The sequence below is a fragment of the Bacillus sp. FSL K6-1033 genome (genome assembly GCF_038630765.1).
GTDB classification, from domain to species: Bacteria; Bacillota; Bacilli; order Bacillales; family Bacillaceae; genus Bacillus; species Bacillus altitudinis.
The window spans coordinates 2299027-2311513 of the sequence record NZ_CP152041.1 but is presented as its reverse complement, the minus strand read 5'-3'; the positions used below and the strand labels follow the sequence as shown (position 1 = coordinate 2311513).

13 protein-coding genes are annotated in these 12487 nt (G+C 41.6%); 10 read left to right on the top strand and 3 right to left on the bottom strand.

The features are described from left to right. The first annotated feature begins 3 nt into the window (after positions 1-3). Complete coding sequence (rsfS, locus tag MHH31_RS11845; RefSeq protein ID WP_008342502.1) at positions 4-360, top strand: ribosome silencing factor; 357 nt, start codon at positions 4-6, stop codon at positions 358-360. Next, positions 357-1100 (top strand): class I SAM-dependent methyltransferase, encoded by a 744-nt coding sequence (locus MHH31_RS11840; protein ID WP_342494827.1) that lies wholly within the window; start codon positions 357-359, stop codon positions 1098-1100. The genes rsfS and MHH31_RS11840 overlap by 4 nt, the downstream gene beginning before the upstream one ends. A 48-nt stretch (positions 1101-1148) precedes the next feature. Here the strand turns inward: MHH31_RS11840 and comER are convergent, their stop codons facing one another. Next, on the bottom strand, positions 1149-1997 hold the full coding sequence (gene comER / locus MHH31_RS11835; protein ID WP_008342498.1) for a late competence protein ComER: 849 nt from the start codon (positions 1995-1997) through the stop codon (positions 1149-1151). A gap of 90 nt (positions 1998-2087) precedes the next feature. On the opposite strand from comER, the gene MHH31_RS11830 reads away from it, so the two are divergent. From MHH31_RS11830 to MHH31_RS11820, 3 genes are all read left to right on the top strand, one after another. Beyond that, entirely contained in the window at positions 2088-2711 is a 624-nt protein-coding gene (locus tag MHH31_RS11830; protein WP_342494826.1) for a ComEA family DNA-binding protein, read from the top strand. 65 nt (positions 2712-2776) lie between these two features. After that, positions 2777-3346: a ComE operon protein 2 gene (locus MHH31_RS11825; RefSeq protein WP_008342495.1), complete on the top strand. Its 570-nt coding sequence runs from the start codon at positions 2777-2779 to the stop codon at positions 3344-3346. Further along, a complete protein-coding gene (locus MHH31_RS11820) occupies positions 3339-5666 on the top strand; it encodes a DNA internalization-related competence protein ComEC/Rec2 (RefSeq protein ID WP_342495496.1) in 2328 nt (775 codons plus the stop codon). The genes MHH31_RS11825 and MHH31_RS11820 overlap by 8 nt, the downstream gene beginning before the upstream one ends. Positions 5667-5705: 39 nt before the next feature. Here MHH31_RS11820 and MHH31_RS11815 read toward each other — a convergent pair whose 3' ends face one another. Further along, positions 5706-5840, bottom strand: coding sequence for a YqzM family protein (locus tag MHH31_RS11815; RefSeq protein WP_008342491.1), 135 nt, complete (start codon positions 5838-5840; stop codon positions 5706-5708). 238 nt (positions 5841-6078) lie between these two features. On the opposite strand from MHH31_RS11815, the gene holA reads away from it, so the two are divergent. Beyond that, entirely contained in the window at positions 6079-7098 is a 1020-nt protein-coding gene (gene holA / locus MHH31_RS11810) for a DNA polymerase III subunit delta (protein WP_217966983.1), read from the top strand. Between the two features lie 134 nt (positions 7099-7232). On the opposite strand, the gene rpsT is transcribed toward holA, so the two are convergent. Beyond that, complete coding sequence (rpsT, locus tag MHH31_RS11805) at positions 7233-7499, bottom strand: 30S ribosomal protein S20 (RefSeq protein ID WP_008342485.1); 267 nt, start codon at positions 7497-7499, stop codon at positions 7233-7235. Between the two features lie 198 nt (positions 7500-7697). Between rpsT and gpr the strand changes: the two genes are divergently transcribed. The 4 genes from gpr to lepA all read left to right on the top strand — a co-directional run bounded on the left by gpr (position 7698) and on the right by lepA (position 12438). Next, entirely contained in the window at positions 7698-8813 is a 1116-nt protein-coding gene (gene gpr / locus MHH31_RS11800) for a GPR endopeptidase (protein ID WP_008342483.1), read from the top strand. Positions 8814-8879: 66 nt separating this feature from the next. Further along, positions 8880-10088: a stage II sporulation protein P gene (locus tag MHH31_RS11795; RefSeq protein ID WP_007501337.1), complete on the top strand. Its 1209-nt coding sequence runs from the start codon at positions 8880-8882 to the stop codon at positions 10086-10088. Between the two features lie 13 nt (positions 10089-10101). Continuing rightward, positions 10102-10434 (top strand): YqxA family protein, encoded by a 333-nt coding sequence (locus MHH31_RS11790; protein ID WP_017358024.1) that lies wholly within the window; start codon positions 10102-10104, stop codon positions 10432-10434. 165 nt (positions 10435-10599) lie between these two features. Then, on the top strand, positions 10600-12438 hold the full coding sequence (lepA, locus tag MHH31_RS11785) for a translation elongation factor 4 (protein ID WP_008342476.1): 1839 nt from the start codon (positions 10600-10602) through the stop codon (positions 12436-12438). Positions 12439-12487: the final 49 nt, after the last annotated feature.

The following is a 12487-nucleotide window of genomic DNA, read 5'->3' as shown; positions in this document are numbered from 1 at the left end:
TTGATGGATGCATCATCAATTTTAAACATCGCAGCAGGAGCGTGCGATGATAAACGGGCAGAGGACATTATTGCCCTGAATATGCAAGGGATCTCACTTGTTGCAGATTATTTTCTCATTTGTCACGGGAATTCTGACAAACAAGTACAGGCCATTGCAAGAGAAGTGAAACACCTTGCAGAAGAAGGCGGCATCGAAGTTAAAAAGATGGAGGGCTTTGACGAAGCAAGATGGGTCTTGATTGATTTAGGAGATGTCATTGCTCATGTGTTCCACAAAGAGGAAAGAGGATACTATAACTTAGAGAAGCTTTGGGGAGATGCGCCGAGAGAAACACTTTCGCTTGGCATTAACTCATGATCTATCAAGGGTTTGCAGGTGTGTATGATGAGCTCATGACACATGCCCCTTATGATGAATGGGTTCAGTGGATACAGCGGTATATCAGGCCGAATAGTGCGATTATCGATGTAGGTTGTGGAACTGGAGAGATCTCTCTTCGGTTAGCTGCAAAAGGTCACATGGTCACAGGAATTGACCTAAGTGAAGAGATGCTGGCATTTGCGCAGCAAAAAGCACAGGCTCATAAGCAGTCTATTCAATTTTTACATCAAGATATGAGAGAGCTTGAGGGGTTTGAACAAACTTTTCAAGCAGCGGTTATTTGCTGTGATTCTTTGAATTATCTAAAAAACGAAAATGACGTCAAAAAAACCTTTAAAAACATGTTTCAGCTTTTAGAGACAGGTGGGGTTTTATTATTTGATGTTCATACCCCTTATAAAATGGAAGAGGTATTTCCTGGCTCTACTTATGCCGATCAAGATGAAGAAATCAGCTACATTTGGCAGAGTGATAAAGGGGATGACCCATATTCGGTTATTCATGATTTAAGCTTTTTTGTAAAAGACGGAGACGTGTATGAGCGTTATGATGAAACGCACGAACAACGTACATTTCCTTTTGAGACATATGCAACGTTCCTTGAGTCCGCTGGCTTTGAACAGATTGAAGTGACCGCTGATTTTACAAATGAAGCACCTCAAGAATGTGCAGAAAGATATTTTATTTCAGCGAAGAAACCAAAAACCATCGTTTAATGGACGATGGTTTTTTTAAAACCCTTTTTTCGCTTGTTGCGAACATGTTTAATTTCTGAGATCATCAGTAAACACACTCGGTGGGTATTGATGTGCAACCGCTTCTACATCCTCATCGAACTTGTCATGAGTGTTCTGGAAAAGCTGATGGAACATATCTTGAACACCTGCTTCAAGTGCTTTAATGCCCTCGCCGGTGACGCCGCCTTTTACACACACCTTCTCTTGCAGTGTAGGCAGGGTATACACCCTTTTTTCAATCAAACGGCCAAGTCCTACAAGCATATCTTCTGATAAGGTGGTGGCTTCTTCTTTTGAAATATCCGTTTCTTCAACAGCGGCTTCAATCATTTTCTGAACAAGAAAGCTAATAAAGGCAGGACCGCAGCTGACAATATCTGAGGCTGCTCGTGTGATTGAATGATGAATTTCTATTGGTGTTGAAATGCGGGAAGCGAGTTGTCTGAGCGCTGCTTTTGTCGTGACATTGCATGATGAACCAAATGTTAAAAGTGATGCGCCTGATAATGCGCGGTTGGTGATGCTTGGGATCAGTCTGGCTGTTTGACAAGGAACAATGTCTTGAAGCTGTTCAGGATGAACCGGACTTGTAATGATGACAATGGTTTGCTGTTCTTTTAAAAGTGGGCTCAGCTCTTTTAAAAGCGGATAAATATCAAGTGGTTTGACACAAACAAAGATGAAATCTTTATCTGTTACAGCTCCTGAAAGCTGTTTCGTCACTTCGACCTCTGGGTGATTCTTTTTTATATTGAACGCTTTTTCGATGGTCCGATTTGTAATGGTGATGGATGAGGGATTGACTGCTTTTGATTCAATAAATGCCTCAGTAAGTATGGTACCCATGTTTCCTGTACCGATTAACCCTATATTCAAACGTTCTCCCTCCTTAGACGCATAGGATCTGTTATCTTCTAAACAGTATGTGAAGCAGCGTGAAAATATGATTGAAAGAAGCGTGAACAAGTGAAGCAGCTCATTTCGTTGAAAAAATACAGACTTTATCTGATAGCGGGCATCATCATCCTCATCTGTTTCTGCTTTTTAGTAGGAAAAGAGAAAGGCAGCGCCGAGCCAAGTGTATTGAAAGAACAACATGAAACGCGGGTCACATTAGAAGAAAAACAAGAGAGTGCAGAAAAAGAGCCAACATCCATCGTAGTAGAGGTCAAAGGAGCTGTACGGAAGCCTGGCGTTTATGCATTTATGGCTGAGGACAGAGTTGAAGAAGCGATTAAAAGAGCAGGTGGTTTTACGAGCAAGGCAGATACAGTTGACATCAATCAAGCAGCAAAATTAGAGGACAGTATGATGATTTATGTACAAAAGAAGGGGGAAGGTGACAAGCAGGGACAAACAGCAGCGGCTAATACGCCGCCGGGAAATGAACAGAGTCAAGGGGTGAATGTCAATCAAGCTGATGCAGCGGAATTGCAGACCATTAACGGAATAGGCCCAGCCAAAGCGGAAGCCATCATTGCGTATAGAGAAGAACATGGAGAATTTCAGCAAATTGAAGATTTGCGGAATATTTCGGGTTTTGGAGAGAAGACCATTGAACGGCTGAAAAATCAACTGACGGTTAAGTAGAATTGACGGTATAGAAGAAAGGCATGTACACTTAATACCATACATCATTCTGGAGGGATCAGCTCGTGGAGAGAATTTCATGGAATCAATATTTTATGGCTCAAAGCCATCTGCTTGCTTTGCGAAGCACCTGTGAGCGGCTAGCTGTTGGGGCAACGATCGTAAGAGACAAGCGCATCATCGCAGGTGGATATAATGGATCCATTGCCGGCGACGTGCATTGTGCAGATGTAGGGTGCTATGTCATAGATCATCACTGCGTTCGTACAATCCATGCGGAGATGAACGCTATTTTACAATGTGCCAAATTTGGTGCACCAACGGCTGATGCTGAAATATATGTGACGCATTTTCCTTGCTTGCAGTGCTGTAAAGCGATTATTCAAGCAGGTATTCGAACAGTGTATTATGCGAAGGATTATAAAAATCATCCATATGCTGTTGATTTATTTGAACAGGCCGGAGTTCAAACAGAACAGGTTGAACTAGATGAGATGATTATTGACTTAAAAAACCAAGAAAAATTAGCCTTTGTTGCGGATTTAATAGGCAAACTAAGTGAATCAGGACGTAGCGAAACAGAAATTCGTCAAATGCATGAAAAGGCGAATCAATTATTTACTTCCTATGTTTAAGTATTTGCCGTTCGGGGCGATTTCAGCAGCTGTTGGAATTGCTCTGGCCGCATATCATCTTCATTTGTATTTTCTCCTTTTTCTTCTTGTATGTCTTCTTTTCAGTTTGCTGAAAAAAACACCCCAGCTCTTTCTAATGGTCAGTTTGTGTGGAACGATCTATATGCTCATTTTTATGGTGCATCAGTCTTTTGAAACGGATCATCCCGTACAAGAAAAATCATTTTCTCATTCGGTTGTGATTGAAACGATTCCGAAAATAGATGGCAATCGCTTTTCAGCGACTGTTTCATCAGAGAATCGTCGACTAGCGGCATTTTATACGATTCAAACGGAGCGTGAAAAAGAAGCGCTAAAAGATGTTGGGCCAGGTATGAGCTGTCATATGACAGGTGAGATGCGGTTGCCCAAACATGCAACCATACCGAATGGCTTTCAATATGATCAATTTCTAAAAACAAAAGGCATTGATGCTATTTTCCTAACGCAGTCTATGAAAAGCTGCACGAAACATGACAGCCCTTCACATTACCTTTCATCTATTAGGCAGAAGGGGTTGAAATTTCTAGAAGATCACGTTCCGAAGAGTTCTGTTGGGATTGTGCAGGCACTTATTTTTGGCGATCGTGATTTAATAGACCCTGATACATTAAGAGATTATCAAATGCTTGGCATCATTCATTTATTAGCCATTTCAGGACTTCATGTTCAAACATTGCTCGCTTGTCTATTTTGGTGTCTACTCCGCGCTGGCGTGACAAGAGAGACAGCGCGTATTATTTTATTATCCTTTTTGCCGGTTTATGCTTGTTTAACAGGTGCTGCACCATCTGTGTTAAGAGCCTGTCTCATGGCTGGAATTTATTTAGTCATCACAAGCCTGCCAAAAGAAATGAAACAGCCTTCTGCGGTCGTGTTAAGTGCAGCGTTCTTGCTTTTATTAGCCATTCAACCACTTTATATATTTGATGTCGGTTTTCAACTGTCATTTGTGGTGACCTTATTTATTTTGCTATCCACTAGTATTTTATCAAAAGCAAAAAGTTCGGTGATGCAGTTATTCCTCATTTCCTTGATTGCACAGCTTGCTTCGCTTCCTGTTCTTTTATATTATTTTCAGCAATTTTCCTTGCTGAGTGTTCCTTTAAATATGATGTTTGTTCCTTTTTATACAATGGTTGTCCTGCCTCTGTCATTATTCTTTTTTCTTTTATCTATCATTTATCTTCCGCTTGGACAAACACTGTTTCAGCTGCTTGATTGGGTGATCCAGTTTAGTCATCAATTGTCTGCACATATGGCTGCTTACGATAGTCTTACTCTCATTTTTATGAAATCGACATGGTGGCATGTGCTCCTAGAGGTTTCCTCCATTGTTTTTCTATTCATTGTGATGGAATGTAAAACTTCTATCAAATCTTATCTTGTGCCGATTTTGATTCTCGTTTGTGTGCTGGCTGTACACTATTTCACGCCGAATTTTCTTCAAAGAGGAGAAGTCACAATGTTAGATGTAGGACAAGGGGATAGTTTGTTTATTCAGCTACCTTATCGAACTGGGCATATATTAGTCGATACAGGAGGCAGACTTTCTTTTGAAGAAGAGCCATGGAAAAAAAGACGTAAAGTATCTACAATTGGGGATCAAACGCTTATTCCATTTCTGCATTCTAAAGGCATAGCAAAACTTGATGTCCTCATCCTTACCCATGCAGATCAAGATCATATGGGAGAAGCGATGCGGTTAATAAAGCGAAATAAAGTCAAGCGCCTTGCAATCCCAAAAGGCTTTGCTCGAAATCCAGAGGATGCGCAGCTTTTAAAGGAAGCGGTTGATCAAAGGATTCCTGTAGATGAGTTGGAAAGAGGGGATCAGCTGAGAATTGGAGGACAAAAATTTGACGTTCTGCATCCCGCACGTGACCAGGTGACGAGTAAAAATAATGATTCACTGGTCCTCACCTTTACGCTTGGCGGCAAGCGTTTTATGCTGACTGGGGATCTTGAACAAGAAGGGGAACGAGACATCATTCAAGCTTACCCTAAGCTACGAGCGGATGTCTTGAAGGTTGGACATCACGGGAGTAAAGGGTCAACAAGTGAAGAATGGCTTCAGCATTTGAACCCGTCATATGCACTGATTTCAGCAGGTGAACGAAATCGGTATCACCATCCTCATCAAGAAGTTTTGAAAAAATTAAATGATCATCAAACAAAGGTGTATCGTACAGATATCGATGGAAGTGTGACCTATGAATTTCTTGAAGAGGATGGAACATTTTACGCTCATCCTCCATATGATATCTTACAAAATCAATAAAAAAACTGCCAAAACGGCAGTCATCTTGCATTCATGTAGTTAAGATCCAACGAGGTGTATCACTGTTGCCAAAATAAACATTGAGGCGAAAAATCCGAATGTGACGATAAAACCAACAGCTGAGTCGGTCACATCATTCCGCTTGCTTTGAACATTCTTTTCAAATTCATTCATTTTCATCCCTCCTGGCTATTTTTAGTATACTTGAACTCATTTGGAATTGCTAGAAGGTAAAGTAACCGTTTTCCATTTTCATGATCATTTTGTGAATATCGTCTGACTGTAAGCTGACCCGGGAGCTTACGTGAGACGTTTACTATAAATGAGGAGGCGGCACTTTCAGCTTCCTCTTTACTAATGTCTCTACACACTTTAGGATAGAGGAGGAAGTGAAAGAGAGGGATTTAAGCGAATGGTCTTTGAGGTATGGAACAATTTAAAAAAAGGGGATATTCATCCCGTTTATTGCTTATATGGAAAAGAAACGTATTTACTTCAAGAGACAGCTGCTAAATTGAGACAAGCTGTCGTCGATGAAGAAACAAAGGATTTTAATTACTCTGTCTTCGATATGGAAGAGGTGCCGCTTGAGCAGGCTGTGACGGACGCAGAAACATTTCCGTTTATGGGAGAGCGGCGTCTCGTTGTGATCAAAAACCCTTATTTCCTCACTGCAGAAAAGAGAAAAGAAAAGATCGAGCATCAGCTTTCTGTGTTAGAAGCTTATTTAGAAAAGCCAGCACCCTACACGATTCTCGTGTTATTAGCACCATATGAAAAACTGGACGAACGTAAGAAAATCACCAAATTGTTAAAAAAGAAAGCGGCTGTGGTTGAGGCGAAAGAGTTAAATCCGAAAGAAACAACAGATTTCACCATCACGCTGGTGAAAACAGAAGGAAAAACAATCTCGGCTGAAGCGGCAGAACAGCTTGTCATGTTATGTGGCGGGAGCCTGTCCTCACTTTTTCAAGAGGTTCGAAAGCTAAGTACATATATTGGGCAGCGAGAGGAAATTGAGCTGGCGGATGTCAATCAGCTCGTTGCACGAAGTTTGGAGCAGAATATTTTCGAACTGATTAACCAAATCGTGAACAGGCGCCGGTCTGAAGCGATGCAAATGTTTTATGACCTCCTAAAGCAAAATGAGGAACCCATTAAAATATTGGCACTCATTTCAAATCAATTTCGGTTGATATTGCAGACAAAGTACTTTGCTCAACAGGGATACGGGCAAAAACAAATTGCGTCAAACCTGAAAGTCCACCCATTTCGGGTCAAACTCGCGATGGATCAGGCAAGACTGTTTTCAGAAGAAGAGCTAAAGTACATCGTCAAAGAGCTCTCCACGATTGATTATGAAATGAAAACGGGTAAAAAGGACAAGCAGCTATTATTAGAATTGTTCCTGCTTCGGTTATTAGGGGCTTGAACATAAAAAAACGACCTTCTCAAAAGAGGGTCGTTTTTGTTTAGATGTATAATTGCCAGTCTGTCCTTATGGCTGAGCCGTTCAGGACGGACGTACAGTTAAACAGGTGCCTCATCACTGAGGCGTTGCAAACATTATGCAGAAAGTCCGTTTACTTGTTTCGCAAGTCTTGATTTGTAACGCGCAGCTGCGTTTTTGTGTACAAGACCAGTTTTAACGGCTTTGTCAATGCGTTTTGCAGCAGAAGAAAGAGCAGCTTTTGCTTGCTCAGCATCGTTGTTAGCTACAGAAACTTCAACTTGTTTAATCGCAGTACGCATCGCAGACTTGATTGTTGCGTTGTGTGCACGGCGTTCGTTATTCGTTTTTGTACGTTTGATCGCTGATTTAATATTTGGCATGTGTTTCACCTCCTAAGATACAACCTAAACACAATTGTCTTAAGGTTAAATCTTCACAATAGAACAAATTGTATTCTATCAAACACACCTTTAGAATGCAATATAAATGTAAAGTATTTTTCATTGATGAAGCGCTCGAATGTTTCTTGAAAGAGATGGAAAGACTACTGTTAATTACTTGATGGAAGGAGCCTTTTCATGAAGAAACAGAAACTCGATTTAAGCGCTTATCAAATCCGGACCGATTTGGCCGTTGAAACAAAAGAGATACTAGAACAAGAGAACGATCCGAATGTGGTCAAAAAGGACGGTATTCAAGGAATTGTTGAGAAGGAGAAGGAAGAGCACGGCATCCGCATCCGCACTGTGGAGATTACGACAGAAGGAGAAGAGTTGACCGGAAAAAAGGCAGGGACATACTTGACGCTTGAGGCGCAAGGAATTCGGGAGAAAGACTCTGAGATGCAAGAAAAAGTGGTCGAAGTTTTTGCCCATCATTTTGCTCAGTTTTTAAAAGATCACGGCATTCAGGCAGATGCGAGCTGTCTTGTCGTAGGACTCGGAAACTGGAATGTCACGCCGGATGCTTTAGGGCCGCTCACAGTTGAAAATTTGCTGGTGACACGCCATTTATTTGAATTACAGCCTGAGAATGTGCAGGAAGGCTATCGCCCAGTGTCTTCATTATCGCCTGGTGTCATGGGGCTGACTGGTATAGAAACAAGTGACATTATACAAGGTGTCATTGAAAGATCTAAACCAGATTTTGTGATCGCCATCGATGCACTAGCTGCACGTGCAGTAGAACGGGTGAATACAACGATTCAAATTTCTGATACAGGTATACATCCAGGATCGGGTGTCGGAAATAAACGAAAAGAATTAAGCAAAGAGACCTTGGGTATTCCAGTCATTGCCATTGGTGTACCGACAGTGGTCGATGCAGTGACGATCGCAAGTGACACGATTGATTACGTGTTAAAGCATTTTGGTAGAGAACTGAAAGATGATAGACCTTCCCGATCTTTAGTACCAGCGGGTCTGACATTTGGGAAGAAAAAAGTGCTGAATGAAGAAGATTTGCCAGATGATGAAACGCGTCAATCCTTTTTAGGAATCGTCGGAACGCTTCCTGAAGAAGAAAAAAGACAGTTGATCCATGAAGTGCTTGCACCGCTTGGACAAAATCTAATGGTCACACCGAAGGAAGTGGATACATTCATTGATGACATGGCGAACGTACTCGCCAATGGGTTAAATACAGCACTTCATCAAAAAATCTCTCAAGACAACATGGGTTCCTATAATCATTAATCAGTTCTACTTTCTCTAGCTCGCTCATAGTGTAATTACTAGAAAGCGTGCTGGAGGGAGTAAATCATGAAAAAAAGACCTCGCCGTCCTCGACAGTTGGTCGTTGCGATTAATGGAACAAAAGTAGTGAAGAGTATTTTTTTGTTTATTGTCTCTCTGGTGGTTGTGTTTGTCATGTCAGGGGCTTTGACGTCTTTAAAACCTGAGCTTAGGCCTCAAGCATCATTATATGGTGTGGCAGATGAGCTGTCAGGGGCATTCTTTGCAACTCTAATGGGGATGGAAAATCAATATTTTGCCTCAGCAGTCCCTGAAGATCAAAAAGGATTTCATTTCTCCGGGCTGTCACTCAAACTTGCCACAAGTATCAATTTAGAAGACCCCCGCAGTTTTCTAGGAAGAGAGCTGCCAGGCTTTGAACATTTTGATACAAAAATCATCCTAGCAGGTGAAGGTACAGACTATACGAATATGCCAATGGAATCGCCGCCTCCAAGTGAAGTCATCAAAGATGAAAAAGAAGCAAATCTAGCTGAGCTGGACAAGCTTGATGAAGATGAACCGAAAACGCCTGCAAAAGAGCCGGACCAGTCGACAGGAAAACGAAAGGCTGTGTACATTTATCACACACATAATACGGAATCATATTTACCATTTTTAAAAGGAGAAACAAACCCAAACAATGCGCGCCACTCAAAAGTGAACGTCACCCTTGTCGGGGAGATGTTTGGTAAAGCGCTCGATCAGCAAGGAATCGGCAACACAGTGGATAAAACAGAAATCGAAAAAAGACTGCTGAAAAAAGGGTTGAAGTACCCACAATCGTATAATGAATCCAGATTGGTTGTAAAAGAAGCTCTCGCTAAAAATGATGACTTAGATTACTTAATCGATATTCACCGGGATTCAAGAAGAAAGAAAGATACGACAGTAGAAATCAAAGGCAAGAAATATGCGAGAATCGCGTTTGTTGTAGGGAAGAAGAATCAAAGTTATGAGAAAAACTTAAAGCTGGCGACAGAGTTCCACCATTTGATGGAGAAAAAATATAAAGGACTTAGTGTCGGTGTGTTTGCCAAAGGAGAAATTGGTGATAATGGAATCTATAATCAAGATTTATCTGACAAAGCCCTCCTATTAGAATTTGGCGGTGTGGATAATAATATGGAAGAACTGAAAAATGCATCCAATGCAGCAGCTGATGTGTTCAGTGAAATTTTCTGGGACGCAGAAAAGGTAGACGGCAAAGCAAAGGATGAGAAAAAACGGTCTTAAGGTGGTGGAGGACATGGGCTCATTTATCGGAAAAACCATTATTTTATCGCTCGTATTGCTATTCGGTGTCTTTTTAGGAATGCAGCAAGCCAATAATGGCATGTTGCAAATGAAAGGGTATCATGATCCGCAATTAAAAGGGGCCTTCACTGTCCAAACGAATGATGATCAAGAAAAAGAAGCTTCTATCCTCGGAACAGCTGTCACACAAAAAGACTTAGCAGAAAAACAAAAGCAGCTAGAAGAAATGGAGAGCTTTAATGCCTTCTCTAAGGCTGGAAAAGCATTATCAGATGGTATGACGCATGCAGCCCGTACACTTTATGATTGGGTGAATGGTAAATAAACTGTAGTAAGCATCATGTTGGATGTTATTTCATAAGATATCACACCTTTTCGCAAAAGCCGCTAACCGATGAGCGGCTTTTCTTGATTTCGATTGAATCTTTACAGCCCTATTGATATAATCTAACCTAGCGCAACCCGCGTTTTATAGTAGGAGTGATAGATTGTGACAGATAAAGAAAAACGATTAGAACGGCAATCAAGAATTCGAAATTTCTCCATTATCGCCCATATTGACCATGGGAAATCCACATTGGCTGACCGTATTTTGGAAAAAACAGCGGCGATTACGCAACGAGAAATGAAAGAACAATTACTTGATTCCATGGACTTAGAGCGTGAACGCGGCATTACGATCAAATTAAACTCTGTCCAGCTGAAATATCAGGCGAAGGATGGAGAAGAATATATTATGCACCTGATTGATACACCAGGGCATGTCGACTTCACCTATGAGGTATCTCGAAGCCTAGCTGCCTGTGAAGGTGCAATTCTTGTGGTGGATGCAGCACAAGGCATTGAAGCACAGACACTTGCGAACGTTTATTTAGCTCTTGATAACAACTTAGAAATCCTGCCGATCATTAACAAAATTGATCTGCCGAGTGCAGAACCTGAACGTGTAAGACAAGAAATTGAAGATGTCATCGGGTTGGATGCATCTGAAGCTGTTCTTACCTCTGCTAAGGCGGGCATCGGGATCGAGGATATTTTAGAACAAATCGTCGAAAAGGTGCCGGCACCAGCTGGAGATCCAGAAGCACCACTTCAAGCCCTCATTTTTGATTCTCTCTACGATGCGTATCGTGGCGTCATTGCTTACATACGAATTGTCGAAGGAACCGTCAAACCAGGTCAAAAAATCAAGATGATGGCGACAGGCAAAGAATTTGAAGTGCTTGAAGTCGGCGTATTTACACCGAAAGCAATGCCAACAGACGAACTCACTGTTGGAGATGTTGGCTATTTAACAGCTGCTATTAAAAATGTTGGCGATACACGTGTAGGGGATACGATCACAAGTGCGGTAAACCCTGCGAAAGAAGCTCTACCTGGATATAGAAAGCTGAACCCAATGGTGTACTGCGGCCTTTATCCAATTGACACAGCGAAATATAACGACTTGCGTGAAGCGTTAGAAAAGCTTGAATTAAATGATTCTTCACTTCAATATGAGGCAGAGACATCCCAAGCACTGGGCTTCGGTTTCCGCTGCGGCTTCCTTGGCATGCTTCATATGGAAATCATCCAAGAACGGATTGAGCGTGAATTTAAAATCGACCTTATTACGACAGCGCCAAGTGTTATTTACGATGTGTATATGACAGACGGAGAAAAAATCGTCGTAGATAACCCGTCCAATTTGCCTGATCCGCAAAAGATTGAGCGAATTGAAGAGCCATACGTGAAGGCAACAATGATGGTGCCAAATGATTATGTTGGTTCTGTGATGGAGCTTTGCCAAGGAAAGCGCGGCAATTTCATTGATATGCAATATCTTGATGCAAACCGCGTGAGCATTGTGTACGAAATTCCTCTGGCAGAGATCGTATACGAATTCTTTGATCAATTAAAGTCCAATACAAAAGGGTATGCATCCTTTGATTACGAGCTGATCGGCTATCGCCCATCCACTCTAGTGAAAATGGATATCATGCTTAATGGCGAAAAAATCGACGCACTTTCCTTTATTGTTCACCGCGATTATGCATATGAACGCGGAAAGATCATTGTAGAAAAGCTGAAAGAACTGATTCCGCGCCAGCACTTTGAAGTACCAGTTCAGGCAGCGATCGGTCAAAAGATTGTTGCTCGGTCTACCATTAAAGCAATGCGCAAGAACGTACTAGCGAAGTGTTATGGTGGAGATATTTCCCGGAAAAGAAAGCTTCTTGAGAAGCAAAAAGAAGGGAAAAAGCGCATGAAGCAAGTGGGTTCTGTAGAAGTCCCACAAGAAGCATTTATGGCCGTGCTGAAAATGGACGACAGCACACCGAAAAAATAACATCCTCAAGGCAACCTGCTTTACAATGCTCGCCTTGACGTTTATAGTC